At 41.9% G+C, this 20,582-nt stretch carries 24 protein-coding genes and 2 rRNA genes (1 of these 26 only partly in view); 25 read left to right on the top strand and 1 reads right to left on the bottom strand.

The genetic code is table 11. The annotated features are described in order from the left end of the window. From AM500_RS00730 to rsmI, 12 genes are all read left to right on the top strand, one after another. A 23S ribosomal RNA gene (locus AM500_RS00730) occupies window positions 1-871 on the top strand; it begins 2,063 nt to the left of the window's first position. 72 nt (window positions 872-943) lie between these two features. Further along, window positions 944-1,060 (top strand): 5S ribosomal RNA (gene rrf, locus AM500_RS00725). A 526-nt stretch (window positions 1,061-1,586) separates the two neighbouring features. Next, window positions 1,587-1,793, top strand: a complete 207-nt coding sequence (locus AM500_RS00720; RefSeq protein ID WP_043931819.1) for a sigma factor G inhibitor Gin — start codon at window positions 1,587-1,589, stop codon at window positions 1,791-1,793. Window positions 1,794-1,872: 79 nt separating this feature from the next. Continuing rightward, complete coding sequence (locus tag AM500_RS00715; RefSeq protein ID WP_053597497.1) at window positions 1,873-3,333, top strand: aminotransferase class I/II-fold pyridoxal phosphate-dependent enzyme; 1,461 nt, start codon at window positions 1,873-1,875, stop codon at window positions 3,331-3,333. Beyond that, a complete protein-coding gene (gene tmk / locus AM500_RS00710) occupies window positions 3,326-3,961 on the top strand; it encodes a dTMP kinase (protein WP_053601579.1) in 636 nt (211 codons plus the stop codon). The genes AM500_RS00715 and tmk overlap by 8 nt, the downstream gene beginning before the upstream one ends. Window positions 3,962-4,184: 223 nt before the next feature. Then, window positions 4,185-4,514, top strand: coding sequence for a cyclic-di-AMP receptor (locus tag AM500_RS00705; RefSeq protein ID WP_043931816.1), 330 nt, complete (start codon window positions 4,185-4,187; stop codon window positions 4,512-4,514). A gap of 51 nt (window positions 4,515-4,565) precedes the next feature. After that, window positions 4,566-5,573, top strand: a complete 1,008-nt coding sequence (gene holB / locus AM500_RS00700; protein WP_156319719.1) for a DNA polymerase III subunit delta' — start codon at window positions 4,566-4,568, stop codon at window positions 5,571-5,573. Beyond that, entirely contained in the window at window positions 5,566-6,393 is an 828-nt protein-coding gene (locus AM500_RS00695; RefSeq protein WP_043931815.1) for a PSP1 domain-containing protein, read from the top strand. The genes holB and AM500_RS00695 overlap by 8 nt, the downstream gene beginning before the upstream one ends. 13 nt (window positions 6,394-6,406) lie before the next feature. Continuing rightward, window positions 6,407-6,766, top strand: coding sequence for a DNA replication initiation control protein YabA (gene yabA / locus AM500_RS00690; RefSeq protein WP_043931814.1), 360 nt, complete (start codon window positions 6,407-6,409; stop codon window positions 6,764-6,766). Window positions 6,767-6,940: 174 nt separating this feature from the next. Beyond that, on the top strand, window positions 6,941-7,684 hold the full coding sequence (locus tag AM500_RS00685; RefSeq protein ID WP_053597496.1) for a tRNA1(Val) (adenine(37)-N6)-methyltransferase: 744 nt from the start codon (window positions 6,941-6,943) through the stop codon (window positions 7,682-7,684). Then, window positions 7,671-7,958, top strand: coding sequence for a GIY-YIG nuclease family protein (locus tag AM500_RS00680; RefSeq protein WP_043931812.1), 288 nt, complete (start codon window positions 7,671-7,673; stop codon window positions 7,956-7,958). The genes AM500_RS00685 and AM500_RS00680 overlap by 14 nt, the downstream gene beginning before the upstream one ends. Beyond that, a complete protein-coding gene (rsmI, locus tag AM500_RS00675) occupies window positions 7,936-8,808 on the top strand; it encodes a 16S rRNA (cytidine(1402)-2'-O)-methyltransferase (protein ID WP_053597495.1) in 873 nt (290 codons plus the stop codon). The genes AM500_RS00680 and rsmI overlap by 23 nt, the downstream gene beginning before the upstream one ends. A gap of 165 nt (window positions 8,809-8,973) precedes the next feature. Here the strand turns inward: rsmI and AM500_RS00670 are convergent, their stop codons facing one another. Continuing rightward, the gene (locus tag AM500_RS00670; RefSeq protein ID WP_053597494.1) at window positions 8,974-9,252 is read right to left on the bottom strand and encodes a transition state genes transcriptional regulator AbrB; all 279 of its coding nucleotides are present in this window, start codon (window positions 9,250-9,252) and stop codon (window positions 8,974-8,976) included. Between the two features lie 508 nt (window positions 9,253-9,760). Here AM500_RS00670 and metG point away from each other — a divergent pair. From metG to spoVG, 13 genes are all read left to right on the top strand, one after another. Next, entirely contained in the window at window positions 9,761-11,734 is a 1,974-nt protein-coding gene (gene metG / locus AM500_RS00665) for a methionine--tRNA ligase (RefSeq protein WP_053597493.1), read from the top strand. Window positions 11,735-11,969: 235 nt separating this feature from the next. Beyond that, complete coding sequence (locus tag AM500_RS00660; RefSeq protein WP_053597492.1) at window positions 11,970-12,737, top strand: TatD family hydrolase; 768 nt, start codon at window positions 11,970-11,972, stop codon at window positions 12,735-12,737. A 238-nt stretch (window positions 12,738-12,975) separates the two neighbouring features. Beyond that, window positions 12,976-14,163 (top strand): resuscitation-promoting factor, encoded by a 1,188-nt coding sequence (locus AM500_RS00655; RefSeq protein ID WP_053597491.1) that lies wholly within the window; start codon window positions 12,976-12,978, stop codon window positions 14,161-14,163. 180 nt (window positions 14,164-14,343) lie between these two features. After that, window positions 14,344-14,904 (top strand): ribonuclease M5, encoded by a 561-nt coding sequence (rnmV, locus tag AM500_RS00650; protein WP_053597490.1) that lies wholly within the window; start codon window positions 14,344-14,346, stop codon window positions 14,902-14,904. After that, entirely contained in the window at window positions 14,897-15,778 is an 882-nt protein-coding gene (gene rsmA, locus AM500_RS00645; protein WP_053597489.1) for a 16S rRNA (adenine(1518)-N(6)/adenine(1519)-N(6))-dimethyltransferase RsmA, read from the top strand. Before rnmV ends, rsmA begins: the two co-directional genes overlap by 8 nt. 114 nt (window positions 15,779-15,892) lie before the next feature. Continuing rightward, on the top strand, window positions 15,893-16,780 hold the full coding sequence (yabG, locus tag AM500_RS00640) for a sporulation peptidase YabG (RefSeq protein WP_043931803.1): 888 nt from the start codon (window positions 15,893-15,895) through the stop codon (window positions 16,778-16,780). 228 nt (window positions 16,781-17,008) lie between these two features. Continuing rightward, window positions 17,009-17,272 (top strand): biofilm formation stimulator Veg, encoded by a 264-nt coding sequence (veg, locus tag AM500_RS00635; RefSeq protein WP_043931802.1) that lies wholly within the window; start codon window positions 17,009-17,011, stop codon window positions 17,270-17,272. 130 nt (window positions 17,273-17,402) lie between these two features. Further along, window positions 17,403-17,582 (top strand): small, acid-soluble spore protein, alpha/beta type, encoded by a 180-nt coding sequence (locus AM500_RS00630; RefSeq protein ID WP_043931801.1) that lies wholly within the window; start codon window positions 17,403-17,405, stop codon window positions 17,580-17,582. Next, window positions 17,579-17,755, top strand: a complete 177-nt coding sequence (locus AM500_RS25270; protein WP_156319718.1) for a hypothetical protein — start codon at window positions 17,579-17,581, stop codon at window positions 17,753-17,755. The genes AM500_RS00630 and AM500_RS25270 overlap by 4 nt, the downstream gene beginning before the upstream one ends. A gap of 246 nt (window positions 17,756-18,001) precedes the next feature. Beyond that, window positions 18,002-18,868, top strand: coding sequence for a 4-(cytidine 5'-diphospho)-2-C-methyl-D-erythritol kinase (gene ispE, locus AM500_RS00625; protein ID WP_053597488.1), 867 nt, complete (start codon window positions 18,002-18,004; stop codon window positions 18,866-18,868). A 54-nt stretch (window positions 18,869-18,922) separates the two neighbouring features. After that, window positions 18,923-19,759 carry a pur operon repressor gene (gene purR, locus AM500_RS00620; RefSeq protein WP_053597487.1) on the top strand — a complete coding sequence of 279 codons (837 nt, stop codon included), beginning with the start codon at window positions 18,923-18,925 and terminating at the stop codon, window positions 19,757-19,759. Further along, window positions 19,759-20,133: a RidA family protein gene (locus AM500_RS00615; protein WP_053597486.1), complete on the top strand. Its 375-nt coding sequence runs from the start codon at window positions 19,759-19,761 to the stop codon at window positions 20,131-20,133. The genes purR and AM500_RS00615 overlap by 1 nt, the downstream gene beginning before the upstream one ends. A gap of 158 nt (window positions 20,134-20,291) precedes the next feature. Beyond that, on the top strand, window positions 20,292-20,582 hold the full coding sequence (gene spoVG / locus AM500_RS00610) for a septation regulator SpoVG (RefSeq protein ID WP_042453823.1): 291 nt from the start codon (window positions 20,292-20,294) through the stop codon (window positions 20,580-20,582).

The raw sequence follows: 20,582 nt of genomic DNA, 5'->3' as shown, positions 1-20,582 counted from the left end.
GTGAAGATGCAGGTTACCCGCGACAGGACGGAAAGACCCCGTGGAGCTTTACTGCAGCCTGATATTGAATTTTGGTACAGCTTGTACAGGATAGGTAGGAGCCTGAGAAGCCGGAGCGCCAGCTTCGGTGGAGGCGTCGGTGGGATACTACCCTGGCTGTATTGAAATTCTAACCCGCACCCCTTATCGGGGTGGGAGACAGTGTCAGGCAGGCAGTTTGACTGGGGCGGTCGCCTCCTAAAATGTAACGGAGGCGCCCAAAGGTTCCCTCAGAATGGTTGGAAATCATTCGCAGAGTGTAAAGGCACAAGGGAGCTTGACTGCGAGACCTACAAGTCGAGCAGGGACGAAAGTCGGGCTTAGTGATCCGGTGGTTCCGCATGGAAGGGCCATCGCTCAACGGATAAAAGCTACCCCGGGGATAACAGGCTTATCTCCCCCAAGAGTCCACATCGACGGGGAGGTTTGGCACCTCGATGTCGGCTCATCGCATCCTGGGGCTGTAGTCGGTCCCAAGGGTTGGGCTGTTCGCCCATTAAAGCGGTACGCGAGCTGGGTTCAGAACGTCGTGAGACAGTTCGGTCCCTATCCGTCGTGGGCGCAGGAAATTTGAGAGGAGCTGTCCTTAGTACGAGAGGACCGGGATGGACGCACCGCTGGTGTACCAGTTGTCTTGCCAAAGGCATCGCTGGGTAGCTATGTGCGGACGGGATAAGTGCTGAAAGCATCTAAGCATGAAGCCCCCCTCAAGATGAGATTTCCCATTCGCAAGAAGTAAGATCCCTGAAAGATGATCAGGTTGATAGGTCAGAGGTGGAAGCGCGGCGACGTGTGGAGCTGACTGATACTAATAGATCGAGGACTTAACCATATTTGATTGCTTCGTGTTCTTCTAATTCTTCCTTTACGATTACCCAGTTTTGAGGGAACAACCCTCATATAGTCTGGCAGTTATGGCGAGAAGGCCACACCCGTTCCCATCCCGAACACGGAAGTTAAGCTTCTCAGCGCCGATGGTAGTTGGGGCGTAAGCCCCTGTGAGAGTAGGACGCTGCCGGGCAACAAATAAAGGGCAACCCAACACGGGTTGCCCTTTTCGTATGCTTAGGAAACTATAGATACTGTATCTGTGGATAACCTTTTTATTGAACATATGTATGCCTGGCTTCACAAGGGGATTTTATTCTTATATATAGTATGAAATTACATTTTCATTCTTTATGGTAAATCATGATATTGCAATTGTCTTCAATGCAGATACAGTTCTGACTGTTAAGGCAAACCTATAACCTTCGTGAGGCAGCAGGAAGGTCATAGGTGGAGAATAACAGAACAGTGTATCGCCATTGGCGGTGAATGGCTGCAGTACGCCGAGAAGGAAATTCTTCTTTTACCTTCCCTTCTACATCACCGTACGACCGAACCCATGAATAGACTTGGTTTTCTTATTGTTCCACTGACAACCAAAAGAATTTCCGTTAGACATACACGAATTCAGCGGATATACATACACTAAGAATGGTAGTTATCTACGAGACAATTCATAAAATTGTATACAAATCTTTAGGAAAGGGCATGCTTATTATATGGAGGTGGGAGAAGTGAATTCACAGGCAATAAGTGAAACATGTGTGGTTTGCGGGGAAATTAAAACAAAAGGAATCCATTTATACACTTCTTTTATATGCATGGAGTGTGAAATGGATATGATAAAGACTGAAACAAATGATCCCAAATATCCATATTACCTAAAACAGCTCCGAAAAGTTACAGCGCCAGGCATCTTTTCTTAAAAAGTCCAATAGGGCTTTTATTTTTTTGTTTCAAAAGAAGTGATACAATGATAAAGACTTTTGTAAATCGGGAGCAGACATGGATCAAACTAACACACCTTTATATACCGCATTACATTTACATAGCATGAAAAATACTGTTTCTTACCATGTACCAGGGCATAAGAATGGGTATGCTCGGAGTAATACTAATGAGGATTATTTTTCAGCGATAATGAAAATTGATGCTACGGAGCTAACAGGGTTGGATGATCTTCATTCACCAGAGAGCGTCATATTGGAAGCCGAGAAGCTGCTTGCGGAGCTGCACGGGGTCAAGAAAAGTTTCTTTTTGGTAAATGGTTCGACTGCCGGAAACCTGGCAATGATTCTTGCTGTTTGCAAGGAAAATGACCGGATGATAGTACAACGGAATTGCCATAAATCTATTATGAATGGTTTACAGCTTGCGAAGGCAAGGCCTGTATTTATAGAGCCAAATTATATTAACAGCTGGGATGTAGCAGGGGGCATCGGCAGGGAGGCCGTTATACAGGCAATTAGGGAATATCCTGATGCAAAGGGAGTTATTGTGACCTATCCAAATTATTATGGTATGGCGGATTCTATAAGAGAAATAGTTGATGAGGCACATAAAAATGGAATTCCCGTACTGGTTGATGAGGCACACGGAGCCCATTTTTCAGCGGGAGGTTCATTCCCAGAACCTGCTTCCTCACAGGGAGCTGACATTATCGTACAGTCAGCCCATAAAACTCTTCCTGCAATGACGATGGGCTCGTACTTACATGTTAACAGTAGCTTGGTTTCTATAGATAAAATAAAGGAAAAACTTCAATTCCTGCAATCAAGCAGTCCATCTTATCCGATAATGGCTTCTTTGGATATAGCAAGGTGTTACCTTTCAGGATACAATCACAATGATTTAGGATTTTTGATGGATCAGGTAAGCTCTTTTCGACGAAAGTTAAGCCAAATTAAGCAAATTACTGTGCTTGATTATCCTGGAGAAGGGGATCCGTTAAAGGTCACTATCCAGTCGGCCTGCCAGCTCAGTGGTTTTGAGCTTCAAAGGGAACTCGAAAAAGCAGGGATATATACAGAACTTGCAGACTCAAAAAATGTTTTATTTGTCCTGCCCCTTTTAAAAAATGGCATGTTTTACCCTTTTGAGGACACCGTACAAAGAATGAATGCTATTCTAAGCCCATATGAGCACATTATAAACCACAAAGAGACAATTATGATTGGGCGCCAGAGCCACTCTAAATTGGCATTAACCTATAAACAAATGGAAGAGAGCCACTTTATTTTTTCTAAGATTATAGAAGCAGAAGGGATGATTGCTGCCGAAACTATCATTCCTTATCCTCCGGGAATACCAATTATCATAAAAGGTGAGAGGCTCCAGGGGGACATAATAAAAAGACTTATGGAAATGAAGCAAAATGGAGCTCGCTTTCAAGGCGGAATCCACTTGGACAAGGGGGAAATTCTTGTCTTTGTTGAAGAGGAAGCAGATGGAGGTTGCAATGGTTAAAGGATTATTTATAACAATAGAAGGCCCAGAGGGTGCTGGAAAGTCGACAGTAGCATTGATGGTTGCCGAACATCTAAAGAAATGTGGGTATGACGCCTTAATAACTCGTGAACCTGGCGGAATTGATATTGCTGAACAAATTCGAAAGGTCATTCTTGAGCCGAAAAATATAGCGATGGATCCTAGGACGGAGGCTCTGCTTTATGCAGCCGCCCGCAGGCAACATCTCATGGAAAAGGTAAGACCAGCGTTGGAGAAGGGCAGAATAGTCATTTGTGACCGGTTTATTGACAGCTCTCTTGCTTACCAGGGATATGCTCGAGGTCTTGGAATAGAGGAAGTCTACAAGATAAATCAATTCGCGATTGAAACAATGATGCCTGACTTAACCATTTACTTTGACATTGAACCGCAGGAAGGTTTGGAAAGGATAGCAAAGCATAAGGATAGAGAAATTAACCGGCTAGACCTGGAAGAACTCAGTTTTCACAGCAAAGTGAGAGAAGGGTATCTTATTTTACTGGAGCGGTTCCCTGATCGCATAAAAAGAGTTGATGCATCTTTAGAATTGGAAGATGTATTTCGTTCAGTCAAGACAATAATTGAAACATTCCTCCCTCAAAAGTAGGGAGGATTTTTTTACTCACTAATTAAAGTAACCCTCTTTGTAGGATCCGAATGTAATCGTTGACTGAAAACCTAAAAGTAAACTAGTGGGCAAATTCCCCAGTCCCTTTTCTCCCATAGGACAGTGAAAGTACATTCAATGTATAGTTCCATAGGTGAAAGAGTGTCCGTAATCAAAATTCCTGATATAATGAAAGGAAGAACACTTTAGGGGGCTGGAAAAAATGAAATTAATAATAGCAGTCGTACAGGATCAGGATAGCAACCGGCTTTCCAATGCACTTGTTGACCATAACTTCAGAGCAACAAAACTTGCGACAACTGGAGGCTTCCTTAAGTCCGGCAATACGACATTTATGATTGGGGTAGAAGATACTCGGGTACAGAAGGCTCTGGATATTATAAGAGATAACTGCAAGTCCAGAGATCAGCTTGTTGCACCGGTATCTCCAATGGGAGGAAATGCAGATTCATATGTCCCATATCCAGTTGAGGTCGAGGTTGGTGGAGCAACAGTTTTTGTTCTTCCAATAGAACAATTTCTCCAATTCTAATTTTAATTATAAAGATTATATATACCTAGGAACTTACTGAGGGTGAAAAATGTGGCAATGTCTTGGGATGAAGTAGCTGAAATGCAGCCCGATGTAATAACATATATCAAAAATAGCTTTCAAAAGGAACGAGTTGCCCATGCATACTTGTTTGAGGGAATGCATGGCACCGGAAAACGAGATACGGCAATCCTGCTGGCTAAGGCGCTTTTCTGTGAGAATCTTCATGAACGCTATAAACCATGTGAATCTTGCTTAAATTGCAAACGGATTACCAGCGGAAACCATCCTGACCTGCATCTGGTTGAACCGGATGGTCTTTCAATAAAAAAACAGCAAATTAAAGACTTACAGGAGGAATTCTCTAAAAAGGGAATGGAATCATCGAGAAAAGTATATATGGTTATTGATGCTGAAAAAATGTCAGTCAGCGCGGCTAATTCTTTACTGAAGTTCCTTGAAGAGCCTGGGGCTGATACGGTTGCCATACTGCTGACTGAAAATCCACAGCGAATACTGCCTACCATATTATCGAGATGCCAAATAATTGCTTTCCACCCACTTAAACCCGACTTTTTTATAAAAAAGCTAATTGAAAACGGGGTTGATCCGAACTCTGCCCATCTGTTGGCACAAATGACAAATAATGTTCATGAGGCCATGGACCTAAATGTACAGGATTGGTTTGCACATGCCCAATTGGTAGTGGTAAAATTATATGAAGTGTTGAAAAAAACCCCCCTTGAAGCCATGGTCGCGCTTCAGGGTGAGTGGTTTGTACACTTCAAAGAAAAAGAACAGATAGACCGCGGCCTGGATTTGCTACTTCTTGTCTTTAGGGACCTATTATATATACAGTTGGGAAAGCAGGAGCAAATTGTTTTCAGGAGGGAAGCTGCACGCCTACAGCAATTAGCCCTGCATACCCGGATGAGCAGCTTGCCAGACCAAATGGCTGCGGTGCTCGAGGCGAAACGGAAACTTCAAGCCAATATGAACCCGCAGCTATTGATGGAGCAGCTCGTGCTAAAATTGCAGGAGGGATCGGCATTTGTATGACGTAGTTGGGGTACGCTTTAAAAAAGCGGGTAAGATATACTATTTTGATCCCGGAGATCTGCCAATCAACAAGGATGAATATGTCATAGTTGAAACTGTACGGGGCGTTGAGTTTGGCAGAGTCGTCATTGCCAGGAAACAAGTGGACGAGCATGACGTAGTTCTGCCATTAAAGAAGGTCGTACGGATTGCGGATCAAAAGGATAAACTCATTGTAGAGGAAAACAAGCTTGCAGCAAAAGAAGCATATGATGTGTGCTGCGAGAAGGTCAGTGGCCATCAATTGGATATGAAGCTAGTTGATGTAGAATACACGTTTGACAGGAATAAAGTAATTTTTTATTTCACTGCAGATGGCCGGGTTGATTTTAGGGAATTAGTTAAGGACCTTGCTTCTATCTTTAGGACAAGGATTGAACTTCGTCAGATTGGTGTTAGGGATGAAGCCAAGATGCTCGGAGGAATTGGCCCATGTGGAAGGATGCTCTGCTGTTCAACTTTCCTTGGAGACTTTGATCCAGTCTCAATAAAAATGGCAAAAGATCAGAACCTGTCGTTAAATCCCACCAAGATTTCCGGTCTATGCGGACGGCTTATGTGCTGTCTGAAATACGAAAATGATGAATATGAAACAGCAAAGGATCTTCTTCCTGACCTGGGTGAAATTATTTCAACCCCGCTTGGCAGAGGAAAGGTCGTTGGCTTAAATATTCTTGAACGTGTACTCCAGGTGGAAATTAAAGATCAAGAGAAGGTTCTGGAATTCACTTTGGATGAAATCCTAAAAGAGGGTGCTTTATCTATACCATCCACAGACTAATGAGGTGGAACACGTGGATAAAAAGGAAATATTCGAGTCGGTCGGCTCTATGGAAACTCAGATAGGAAACCTCTATCAGCAATTGGGAGAGTTGAAGGAACATCTTGCTGAAATACTGGAGGAAAATCACTCTCTCAAGCTGGAGAATGACCTTCTAAGGCGCCGGCTGGAAAAATTCGAAGAACAGACAGGCCTGGCAGGTAAAAAGGGAAAGAAGGGCCGAACCGGGACCAAGCCTGTTGATATTGGAGAAGGGTATGACAATCTTGCGCGTCTTTACCAGGAAGGGTTCCACATCTGCAATTTGCATTTTGGAAGCCTGCGTAAAGAAGGCGACTGTTTATTTTGCCTTTCATTCTTGAATAAAAAATAGTGCCTTCCTTATTATAAGGAAGGCTTTTTTGAATGAGCGAAAGGATAATGCTTTTAAAATTTGCTTTAATTTGTTTGTCATAGCAGCAGAGTTTCGAAAAGTGTGTAAAATAATACTATTGATTCAAATAATAATTCAATTAGTGCTTGAGCAAATAGTGCCGGAGGATTAAAGATGGTAGAGTTAAAAGAAGATGAACGCCTTGACTATTTACTTGCAGAAAACTTGAGGATTATTCAGAGTCCTTCAGTTTTCGCTTTTTCTCTTGATGCTGTCCTATTATCAAGATTTGTTTATGTTCCTATCCAAAAAGGGGAGCTTTTGGACCTATGTAGTGGTAATGGAGTTATCCCATTGTTTTTAAGTACCCGTTCAAAGGGAAGGATTACAGGAGTCGAGATTCAGGAAAGGCTTTATAGCATGGCAGAACGTAGCATTCATTATAATGATCTGGACAATAGGGTGAAAATGGTTCTTGGAGATATAAATGATATGCCAAAAAAACTTGGCTATGGCAAGTTTGATGTAGTAACATGCAATCCCCCATATTTTAAAACACCCCCAGAAGGGGAGATTAATGAAAATGAGCATTTTGCGATAGCCAGGCATGAAATTCTTTGTACTCTGGAAGACACCATTAGAGTTTCTGCCGCAATGGCCAGGGCTAGCGGGAAAGTTGCGTTTGTGCATAGACCAGAAAGGCTGATCGAAATAATTGAATTGATGAGAAAATACCGGCTAGAACCTAAAAGAGTTCAATTTGTACATCCTAAGGTAGGAAAGGAAGCTAACACATTATTAATAGAAGCTACGAAGGGCGGACAGCCTGGCCTCAAGGTTTTGCCTGCTATTATTGTCTATAATGAGGAAAATGAATATACCCCTGAGTTAAGAGAGATTTTATATGGAAGAAACTAATCACTATTTTTATGTATTATCATGCCGGGATGGAAGCTTTTATGGGGGATATACAAATAACCTGGCCAGGAGAGTGCAGCTTCATAATCAAGGGAAAGGGGCTAAATACACAAGAGCAAGGGTACCCGTAACGCTTCTATTCGCCAAGTCATTTCCCACAAAGACCGAAGCTATGCAGGCAGAGTACCGTTTTAAACAGCTTTCCCGTCAGAAAAAAGAAGAATTTTTGGCCAATGAAAAGGGTGAGGATTATGTGGCAGCAAAAAAGCTTTGATAATGAGGAGTCAAAAGGAATCTTGTATCTTGTCCCAACACCTATAGGCAATCTTGAGGATATGAGCTTTAGGGCAGTTAGGATCATGAGGGAAGCAGACATAATAGCTGCCGAGGACACGCGCAATACAAAGAAGCTATGTAATTATTTTGAAATAACTACCCAAGTTATAAGTTACCATGAGCATAATAAGGAGGCAAGCGGCTCCAAGCTTATAGGGAAATTAAAGGATGGTCTGAAAATTGCCTTAGTAAGTGATGCGGGCATGCCAACAATCTCAGACCCAGGTTATGAGCTAGTTGTACAGGCAGTAAATGAACAGATTGCGGTTGTACCTCTTCCCGGTGCAAACGCCGCATTAACCTCATTAATAGCATCCGGCCTTCCTCCACAACCCTTTTATTTTTATGGCTTTCTGCAACGGCAGAAGAAAGATAAAAAAAAGGAATTGGAACTTCTTAGTCAGCAGACAGGGACAATTGTCCTTTACGAATCGCCACACAGATTAAGGGAGACATTAGGCCTTATTCTGGATATTGTGGGGAACAGAAGGATTGTTCTTTGCAGGGAATTGACCAAAAAGTATGAGGAATTTATCAGGGGAACTGTTTCTGAAGCAATTGAATGGTGTGGGAATGGCGAGGTAAGAGGAGAATTTTGCTTAATATTGGAAGGGGGGACAGAGAACCCAATCCAAGTAGAATCCTGGTGGGAAAACCTTTCGATTGAAGAACATGTGAACCATTATATTAATGAAAATCAAGCATCCTCAAAGGAAGCAATTAAGCTTACATCAAAAGACCGAGGGATGAGTAAGCGGGATATCTACCGAGAGTTTCATATTGAATAAAAAATAAACGTGCAAGCATCTTTGTTGCAGGCAAATGGGCACCTCGTAACAGGCAAAGAACGGCCTTGAGACTAGCCTATTCTTGGGATCATTGCATTGCTTTTGCGGCTGAACGTACGTACAAAAAGGGCTTCACCATATAGGAGAAGCCCTTTTTAAAGTAAATTATTTGGAAAATACATTCTGAATTTCTTTTATAAGAATTTCTGCGCCTTCGCGGCTTAAGATTAGCTTGCCATCTGCAAGAGCAATATTGTCATCAGATACTTCACCAGTTACCTGGCAAGTCATATTTGGTTTATATTTCTTAAGAATGATGCGCTCATCATCCACATAGATTTCCAATGCATCCTTCTCTGCGATACCCAAAGTACGTCTTAGCTCAATTGGAATAACAACACGCCCAAGTTCATCAACTTTACGGACAATACCTGTAGATTTCATTAAATTATCTCCTCTCATTTTCCATGTTTCTCTTTTTATTGTTGTTACAAAGTTCGTCATAATTCGACATTTTTCTAATAGCTTTATGATACCAGTAGTTCCCATATTCGTCAATTACTTTCTTTTTAAAAATGAATTAACAACTTTTGGTTTTTGGAATAAACTCTTGATAAATCAGGCTTTTAAAAAGAAGATAAGTAGAAGTGTAAAAAATCGAATATTTTTTGAACATTTTTTTAGAATAGTAAAATGCGTTGTTAAAAATCATAATTCGACAAAAAACAACAAAAAAGTGATAACGAACATATATACTATTCGTATAAAACAAAAATTTTATTGGGATAGGGGGAAACTTTTTGTGTTATCCTGCTCCATTCCTCCTCTCAGGAAACCTCTGTTATTGCAGAAAAGTTGATTTTTCGGTATATTTTGATGATAGAAGCTGAAGTGAATAGGCAATAATGAACTTAAAAAAGTATCTGGAATTGTTTACATAAAAGGAGGATTCATGGTGGAAGAAAACAAAAAAACGTTTTATATTACAACACCTATATATTATCCTAGCGGAAATCTGCATATTGGGCATGCATATACAACTGTAGCTGGTGATGCAATGGCACGGTATAAGCGCTTGCGAGGCTATGATGTTATGTACCTGACGGGTACGGATGAACACGGCCAGAAAATCCAGAGAAAGGCCGAGGAAGAAGGACTGACGCCACAGCAATATGTCGATGGCATTGTTGAAGGGATTCAGGACCTCTGGAAAAAACTTGATATTTCTTATGATGATTTTATCAGAACAACCCAGGACAGACACAAAAAATCGGTCGACAAGCTTTTTGCACAACTTGTCGAACAAGGTGATATATATCTTGATGAGTATGAAGGATGGTATTGTACGCCTTGTGAATCATTCTTTACCGATAGGCAGCTAGTCGAGGGGAACTGTCCTGACTGTGGGAGACCAGTCGAAAAGGTAAAGGAAGAATCATATTTCTTTAGAATGAGTAAGTATGCTGATAAGCTTCTTGAGTTTTATGAGAATAATCCTGAATTCATCCAGCCTGAATCCAGAAAAAATGAAATGATCAATAACTTTATTAAGCCTGGCCTTGAAGATCTCGCTGTTTCTCGTACAACGTTTGACTGGGGTATTAAAGTGCCTGGAAATCCAAAGCATGTTATTTATGTGTGGATTGATGCTTTATCAAATTATATCACTGCTCTTGGTTATGGCAGTGAGGATGAAACGAAATATGAAAAGTATTGGCCTGCCGATGTTCATCTTGTAGGAAAAGAGATTGTCCGTTTCCACACAATTTATTGGCCAATTATGCTTATGGCTCTTGACTTGCCTCTTCCTAAAAAAGTATTTGCTCATGGATGGCTTTTGATGAAGGATGGAAAAATGTCCAAATCAAAGGGGAATGTCGTCAATCCAGTAACCCTTATTGATCGGTATGGGCTTGATGCGCTGCGCTATTATCTTCTCCGGGAAGTTCCTTTTGGAGCAGATGGCGTATTCACTCCGGAAGGTTTTGTTGAAAGGATAAACTTCGACTTAGCAAATGACCTTGGCAATCTTCTTAACCGCACAGTGGCTATGATTGACCGATATTTTGGCGGCCAGGTTCCTGTTTACTCCGGGTCTGTAACGGAATTTGACCATGCACTTTTATCAGTAAACAAGGAAACTGTCGAAAAGTATGAAGAGGCAATGGATAAAATGGAATTTTCAGTGGCACTTACGGCCGTTTGGCAGCTGGTTAGCCGTTCGAATAAATACATTGATGAAACCCAACCCTGGGTTATTGCAAAGGATGAGGAGCGAAAGGCTGAGCTAGAAGCGGTTATGGTTCATTTGGCTGAAACCCTTCGCCGGGTTGCCATTATGCTGCAGCCTTTCTTGACTCGCTCTCCGCAAGGGATTTTTGAACAGCTGGGAATTTCCGATGAATCTTTGAAGGCCTGGGAAAGCCTTGCGGAATTTGGCGCAATTCCTTCAGGTACCAAGGTGGCAAAAGGAAATCCTTTGTTCCCTCGTCTTGAAATCTCTGAAGAGGTCGAGTTTATTAAAGGAGAAATGCAAGGTTCAGCTCCAGCTCTAGGGGAGAAAAAGCCTGAGGTAAATAAAACGGAAGAAGCTCCTGAAGCTGAGGAAATTTCCATTGATGATTTTATGAAGGTGGAATTGCGTGTGGCCGAGGTTCTGCAGGCCGAGCAAGTAAAGAAAGCCGATAAGCTGCTGAAGCTGCAGCTTGATCTCGGCTACGAAAGGCGTCAGGTTGTTTCGGGAATTGCCGAATATTACAAGCCTGAAGAAATCATTGGCAGAAAGGTTATTTGTGTTACAAACTTGAAACCAGTAAAACTCCGTGGAGAACTTTCACAGGGAATGATTCTAGCCGGGAAAACAGAAGGGACCTTATCGCTTGCTTCAGTGGATCAAAGCCTTCCTAACGGGACAAAGATAAAGTAAGACTTCAGTCAGTAGGATTTTCCCTCCACTGATTGGCAGAGCGGAAATCCTGATTGTTGATTTCTAGGAGCAGGAGGCCCAAAAAACTTACTTTGCCAAACAGACCTTTTGGGAGGCAGTTGCCTACATGAGAGGCTTGCTGCCATTAAGGCTGCAGAAAATATTATAATCAAATGAGAAGGGAATGCCGGAATTGAAAAGCATTCCCTTTTTCATCAGCGAGGTGGCGTGGTTTATGCTAATTGATACTCATACTCATTTAAATGCTGACCAGTTTGAAGAAGATATAAACGATGTGATTGCCCGTGCAAAAGACAATGGGATAGAAACCATGGTTGTTGTGGGTTTTGACAGGCCCACGATTAAAAAGGCGATGGAACTTGCCGAGGAACACGATTTCATTTATGCGGTAGTTGGATGGCATCCAGTTGATGCTGTGGATATGACCGATGACGATTTAGCCTGGATAGAGGAACTTTCTTCTCACCCTAAAGTAGTGGGAATTGGGGAAATGGGGCTTGACTATTATTGGGACAAATCTCCAAAGGATATTCAAAAAGAGGTCTTTCGAAAGCAAATCAGGCTAGCTAAGAGGGTAAAGCTGCCAATTGTCATTCATAATCGTGAAGCAACAGCAGATATTGTAGAAATACTAAGTGAAGAAGATGCAGCTGAAGTAGGCGGTATTATGCATTGTTTCAGTGGAAGTGTAGAAACCGCAAAGAAATGTGTGGAAATGAATTTCCTTATTTCTCTCGGAGGCCCGGTTACTTTTAAAAATGCGAAAAAGCCAAAAGAAGTAGCCGCCGAGGTTCCTCTGGAAAAATTGCTGGTAGAAACGGATTGCCCATACCTTGCCCCTCATCCATTCCGCGGCAAGCGGAATGAACCTGCCCATGTGCGTTTAGTGGCTGAAGAAATTGCTAGAATCAAGGAAATCCCATTCGAACAAGTGGCAAATGTTACAACTGAAAATGCTAAACGAATTTTCGGCATAAGTTGACATCAAATAGTGTCGTAACCGGCAGTTGCTTGTCCAAATACGAACTAAAAACTTAAAGTTCTACACGTCTCCTTTTAAACATAGGATAATCATGTCGATAAGTTATTCTTTGCAAATTGGGGAAGGATGTGCATAATTAGAACTACCTTCGGCAAAGGTCCAGAGTTGACAGCTGGTAATATGGTTCTATATAATCACTCCAAGAGAAAAGGAGGCGTTTTTCATCGGATTCATAAACATGAAAAACCTGTTTCCACCATCTTTGAGTAGAAAAAAACTGGTAATCTTTATTGCTAGTTTCCTAGTTTTCACCGTTACACTTGGGTTTTCTTTTTATGAGGGGACCAAAAAAACAGTCGCCTTGACATTGAATGGCCAGGACAAAGTAGTCCAGACACATGCGCAAACGGTGGAAGAGGTTTTAAAGGAACTAGGGCTTACCATAAACTCAAATGATTATTTGTTTCCATCGGTAAAGACAAAGGTGAAAGATAACTTTGAAATTGTCTGGAAACAAGCTAAACAGGTTGATATTGTCAAAGATAACGAGAAGAAAACGGTTTGGACAACAGCCGATACGGTTGCAGAGCTCCTTAAAGAGCAGAAGATTTCCTTGATTGAGCAAGATGATATTTCTGCAAAACCTGAAGATCCAATCAGCGACAAAATGAGTATTGAAATTAATAAAGCCCTTTATCTAACTTTTATTGATGGCAGCAAAAAGGCACAAAAAGTGTGGTCTACTTCGGCTACTGTCGCTGACTTTTTAACACAGCAAGGCATTACACTAAAAAAGCTAGATCGAGTTGAACCCTCATTACAGGAGAAGATTGAACAAAATGCCGTGATAAAGGTCATTCGGGTAGAAAAAGTCACCGATGTAGTGGAAGAACCAATTAATTTTGCAGTAGTAACAAAGAAGGATACGAACCTTGCCAAAGGAAAAGAGAAGATTGTAAAAGAAGGAAAACAGGGACTTAAGACCAAAAAGTTTGAAGTAGTCCTTGAAAATGGAAAAGAGGTTTCACGCAAACTGGTTAGTGAAAAGACGGTTCGTGAAAAAGAGGATAAAGTGGTTGCACTCGGTACAAGAGTCCTAGTTGCCCAGGTCTCTCGTGGTTCTATGCCTTCAGGAGGCAAGGAGTTCTATGTATCTTCAACAGCCTATACAGCAGGATGCAATGGGTGCTCTGGTATTACTGCAACTGGAATCAATCTCCGTGCCAACCCAAATGTAAAGGTAATAGCTGTTGACCCTAGAATCATCCCACTAGGCACAAAGGTTTATGTCGAAGGATATGGATATGCGATAGCTGCTGATAAAGGTTCTGCTATTAAAGGTTATAAAATAGACGTGTTTTTTCCTAACCTCTCTGATGCTTATCGATGGGGAAATAGGAAGGTTAAAATTAAGATCCTTAACTAAATAGTCCTTCAAAATGCAGGGTTCCGTCCCTGCATTTTGTTTTTGTGCTGGTTTTTCCTTATACTAAGAATGAAAATGTCTTATCTATATAGACGGAAGAGATTACAAAATGGTTTCATTTTTATATCAAATTCATTAAAAAAATTTTAAATTTAGTGCTTGCTTATTTTGGAGGAAATAATGAAAATCAAGGAAATCATCGTAGTGGAGGGCAAGGACGATACGACTGCAATAAATAGGGCCGTTGAAGCAGACACCATAGAAACAAACGGCTCGGCTTTAAACGAGGAAACAATTGAAAAAATTAGATTGGCCAGTCGGGTAAGGGGAGTTATTGTATTTACCGATCCTGACTTTCCAGGTGAGAAGATACGGAGTGAGATTTCTAGGCAAATTCCCGGATGCAAACACGCTTTCCTTGAAAAGGAAGAAGCCAGGGGTAAGCCTGGCAGCAGCCTTGGTGTAGAGCATGCAAGTCCAGAGGCAATCCGTAAAGCTTTATGGGCGGCACAATGGATGAATGAAGATGCGCAAGAGGAGATTACACAAGAAGATTTGCTGGCTGCCGGGTTGGTTGGAGGTCAGGGTTCAAGTTCAAAGAGAGAGCGGCTTGGGAAGCTGCTGAAAATTGGATATACAAACGGGAAGCAGCTTCATAAACGGCTGAAGATGTTTCAAATTAGCAGACAGCAATTTACGGAAGCCCTTCAAGTAATCCGTCAGGAGGAAATAAATGGATAAGGATATTGCAACTCCCTTAAGAACACGAGCAATTCTTGAAAAGTATGGCTTCTCATTTAAAAAGAGTTTGGGGCAGAATTTTCTTATAGATACAAATATACTTAGAAAAATTGTAGATGCTGCGGCAATTACATCCGATACAGGTGCAATTGAAATTGGGCCGGGAATTGGAGCGTTGACAGAACAGCTTGCTAAAGCAAGCAAAAAAACGGTGGCTTTTGAGATTGATCAGCGCCTTCTCCCAATCCTTGAGGATACTTTATCCCCATATGAGAATGTGAAAGTTATTCACAGCGATTTTTTAAAGGCGGATGTTAAATCAGTTATTGAGCAAGAGTTCCCACCAGGGATGGATCTTGTTATAACGGCTAATCTTCCTTATTACGTTACAACGCCAATTATTATGAAAATTTTGGAAGAGAAACTGCCTGTCAGAGGAATTGTTGTCATGCTGCAGAAAGAAGTTGCGGACAGAATAACAGCCCGCCCTGGCACAAAGGATTATGGCTCACTGTCAATAGCCATTCAATATTATACCAATGCTGAGGTTGTCATGATCGTTCCCAAAACGGTCTTTGTACCACAGCCGAATGTAGACTCTGCCGTAATAAGACTTACGGTAAGAGAAAAACCTGCTGTTAAAGTGAAAGATGAAGAATTCTTCTTTGAAGTAACGCGAGCAAGTTTTGCCCAAAGGCGCAAGACAATACTGAATAACCTGACAAGCCAGCTAGAGCAAGGTAAAGAAAAAAAGGATTTAATAATTGCGGCACTTAACGATTCAGATATTGAACCGACACGTCGGGGAGAGACTTTGTCATTGGAGGAATTTGCCCGGTTAAGCAACTCGCTCCTTCCTGTTTTCAGAACTTAGGGAATCTCAGAATTATCTAGGGCTATTCCATAAGGAGTGCACTGTTTTAATCATATGTCACCTGTTCCTAGAAAACCGCATAGCCTATGAAAGAAACCTATTGGGGTGAATTCTGTGGCTATTAAACGGATGGATATTGTCGGAAGACGATCGTATAATTGTGATATTCTTTTTAGAGTAATTGATATTATTGAAAAAGATGGGCGGCAGATTGCCTATCTTTATGGAGAGTATGTTCGCCTTGCAGCAGATGCGCCATGCGAGGACCTTGTGATTATGGGTCATTCTGAAAGGCAAAAGTTGAACAACGAATATTGTTCCAAGGAAGAACAATCATTGGAACTGTTTCGCCAGGATGTAACTCTCCTGAAACAGAGGCAAGAGTATCAGGCTACTGCTGGTTATGCAAAACCAGCCAACTACTTTCAAATCCCCGGAAAGGTCCTTCATCTGGATGGGGATCAATCATACCTTAAAAAATGCCTTGATCTTTATGAAAAAATAGGAATTCCGGTTTATGGGATTCACTGCAATGAAAAGGAAATGCCAGAAAGAATAGGAGGACTCATTGATTATTATCGCCCGGATATTCTGGTTATAACGGGTCATGATGCCTATTCAAAGTCGAAAGGCAAAATGAGTGATATCAATGCTTACCGGCATTCAAAGCATTTTGTCCAGACAGTTCGGGAGGCAAGGCGCAAAGTTCCACACCTGGACCAGCTTGTCATCTTTGCAGGGGCCTGCCAATCGCATTTCGAATCTTTAATTGCCGCTGGAGCCAATTTCGCCAGCTCGCCATCAAGAATTAATATTCATGCCCTCGATCCTGTTTATATTGTCGCTAAAATTAGTTTTACTCCTTTTATGGAGCGTATTCATGTATGGGATGTGTTAAGAAATACATTAACAGGTGAAAAGGGCCTTGGCGGAATCGAAACAAAAGGGGTGTTAAGAACTGGTATGCCTTATCGCCCGGAATATGCAGAAGAAGGGGAATAAGCCTAACAACAGGGCTTATTCTTTTTTGTGCACTATTCTGGTTCCTTTTTACAGTTGGAAGCCTTACATATATCGGCTAAGGTAAGGGCATTATAATATTTGTTGAATTTTACAAGAAAAAGTAGAACAAAAAATATTGACAATCATTTTCAAGAACTATATAATTTATACTTTTTCTTTGACAAAACTATGTCAGCGTGTTATACTTTACACAGTGAGGTGGATCGAATGCCAAAAACACTTGCCGATATCAAAAAGGCTCTGGATTCAAATCTGGGAAAAAGGCTTCTGTTAAAAGCGAACGGAGGCCGCAGAAAGACCATTGAACGTTCCGGAATTTTAGCGGAGACTTATCCTTCAGTTTTTGTTATTGAACTGGACCAGGAAGAAAATGCATTTGAACGGGTATCTTACAGCTATGCAGATGTACTTACAGAAACAGTGGAAATTACCTTCTATGAAGAAGCAGCAGGACAAGCAGCTTTAAGCTAGGATATAAGTATGCAGGGCAGCGGGCGATTCGTCCGCTGTTTTTGTGTTTGTAGTTAAGTGTTACTAGGATGAAAAAACGGAATGGTTTGCATACTAATATTGCCGCGGTTGATTAGAGGGGTTGTTTTAAATGGCCAGAAGAAAGGGAGTAATGTCTGACCGTTTTAAAGAAGAACTAGCAAAGGATCTTGGCTTCTATGATGTTGTTGAAAAGGAAGGATGGGGCGGCATACGAGCGCGTGATGCAGGAAATATGGTCAAGCGCGCGATTGAACTTGCTCAACTGCAACTTCTGCAGGACCGGCAATGAATCCTGCCCTTCGGAAACTTGGAAACCTGATTGTAGCGGGCAGGCTCAGTTTTAAACGGCTGGGCCGTATGGTCTCGAGCCGGAACGATGAGGCTATCGTTCCTGTAACACAACATCGTCTTGAAGAAACAGCCACCGTTTGGTTTGCGAAAACGGGTAAAGGAGACACCTGAATACGGCAAAGTCCGTCTTCGAGCACTTAAAATAACAAATCTCTGCGGCAAGTCCGGGATGAACTCCCGGGCCTTTTTGTTTTAGTTAGTACCGCGGCTTTCCCTTGGAAAAAATATTTGGATTATCAGTTTCACTTTATATTTTTGGGTGTATTCATCAAACAAGGTCTTATCAGTAAGGTTTTGTGGTAAAATAGGACAAAATTAGTGTTCTTGTTGTATTTATACTAAAGTAGGTGGACTTCTTTGAAGCTATTAGTTAAAGCCCCGGCAAAAATCAATCTTTCCCTTGATGTATTACATAAACGGCCGGATGGCTATCATGAAGTAGAAATGATTATGACAACAATTGATCTGGCAGACCGACTTGAGTTATCCCCTAACGAAACCGGTCAAATCAAAATCGTGTCCCAGAGCCGTTTTGTTCCGGATGACCATCGTAATCTGGCATACCAGGCAGCTCAGCTATTAAAGGATAGATTTGGAGTAAAGCAAGGTGTAACCATTTCGATTGATAAAATTATTCCAGTTGCTGCAGGGCTGGCTGGCGGAAGCAGTGATGCTGCTGCTGCCCTAAGAGGGCTGAATAAAGTATGGGGGCTGGGACTTTCCCTGGATGAGCTTGCTGTACTGGGAGCTGAAATTGGTTCAGATGTATCTTTTTGTGTGTATGGAGGGACGGCCCTCGCGACAGGCCGTGGAGAAAAGATCGAACAATTGCCAACTCCGCCTACATGCTGGGTCATTCTGGCCAAGCCGTTTACAGGAGTATCTACTGCCGATGTTTATAGGCGCTTGGATGTCTCGAGTATTATACATCCCAAAACAGCAGCAATGATTGACGCTATCAGGGACAATAACTATGAAGAGGTATGCAGGAATGTAGGAAATGTCCTTGAAGGTGTTACATTAAAGCACTACCCTGAAGTTGCGCAAATCAAAGAACAGATGAAGAGATTCGGTGCGGATGCAGTCCTGATGAGCGGGAGCGGCCCAACTGTATTCGGTCTCGTCAAGCATGATTCAAGAATGCACAGGATCTATAACGGATTGAGAGGTTTTTGCGATCAAGTTTTTGCCGTCCGTATGCTTGGGGAGCGGAATATTGAATAAATCCGGATGATTATGATAAATTTAAATTAAAATATTCGGTATTCGGAGGTCTTCATGAAATTTCGCCGTAGTGAACGCTTAATTGACATGACAAATTACTTGTTAGAACGGCCACGCGAACTCGTTCCACTAACCTTTTTCGCTGAACGCTATTCGTCAGCTAAATCATCAATTAGTGAGGATCTCGCCATAATCAAGGAAACATTTGAAAAGCGGGGAATCGGGACGCTTCAAACTGTTCCTGGCGCAGCTGGCGGGGTTAAGTTTTTGGTAAGGATAGGAGAAATTGAAGCAAGAGATTTTGTATCGGAATTATGTGAATTGATTGCAAGGCCGGACCGCCTTTTACCCGGTGGATATTTGTATTTGGCTGATATACTGGGAAACCCTCAGACTGTTCAAACCGCAGCAAAGATTATCGCTTCCGCCTATGCTAGAACAAAAATTGATGTGGTGATGACGGTTGCAACAAAAGGAATTCCGCTTGCGTATGCAGTGGCGACAGAATTGAATGTACCCTTGGTAATAGTTAGGCGTGATAATAAGGTTACTGAGGGACCGACAGTCAGCATCAATTATGTTTCGGGTTCAACTAAACGGATTCAGACAATGGTCCTTTCAAAACGCAGCCTTGCTGAAGGATCAAAAGTTCTGATTGTTGATGACTTCATGAAAGCCGGGGGTACAGTGGCTGGAATGATTAGTTTACTTGATGAATTCAAGGCGACCGTTGCGGGGATAGCCGTCTTAGTCGAATCGGAAAAAATTGAGGAGAGGCTTGTTGATGAATATATATCGCTTGTCCAGCTTGCAGACGTCGATGTTCGTGAGAAGCGGATAAGTGTTACAGAAGGAAATTATTTTAGCCGCACCAATAGGGAGGAACAGTAATGAAAGTAGTGCAGACAGATATGGCTCCAGCTGCAATCGGCCCATATTCACAAGGGATTGTTGTTAACAACATGTTCTATAGTTCCGGACAAATACCTCTTACGAAAGAGGGAGTACTTGTAGAAGGAGATATAGCTTCCCAAACAAGACAGGTATTCAAAAATCTCGAGGCTGTCCTGGCTGCGGCAGGATCTAGTTTTAATACAGTTGTGAAAACGACTGTTTTTATTAAAAACATGGATGACTTTGCCGCGCTCAATGACGTATATGCCGAATTTTTCCCAATTCATAAACCAGCAAGATCTACAGTCGAAGTGGCCAGACTGCCAAAAGATGTACTTGTTGAAATTGAAGTAGTTGCACTGGTAAAGTAACAAATCTTATAGTTTTTATTCCATTTTATACCTTTTCTTCTAAAGTTCACTAATTTGACGAAATTTTTCTAAAAAATCTCAATTAAAAGAAGGAAAACGAAAATTTCTGACGAATATAGTATTAGGTTTTTTTATTTACGAGAAAAGGGTGTGAAGGTATGGAAGTGACAGACGTAAGATTGCGCCGCGTAAATACAGAAGGACGGATGAGAGCAATTGCCTCAATTACGCTCGATAATGAATTTGTCGTCCACGATATCCGCGTGATCGATGGCAACAATGGCTTGTTTGTAGCAATGCCGAGCAAGCGTACTCCGGACGGGGAGTTTCGCGATATCGCCCATCCGATCAATTCCGGTACCCGCGGAAAAATCCAGGAAGCGGTCCTCGCAGAGTATCACCGCCTGGGCGAATTAGAAGTTGAATTTGAAGAAGCCGGAGCTTCATAA

This window comes from Bacillus sp. FJAT-18017, assembly GCF_001278805.1.
GTDB lineage: Bacteria > Bacillota > Bacilli > Bacillales > Cytobacillaceae > Bacillus_D.
Note: the sequence above shows the minus strand (reverse complement) of the source record. Positions and strands in the feature narration are given on the sequence as shown.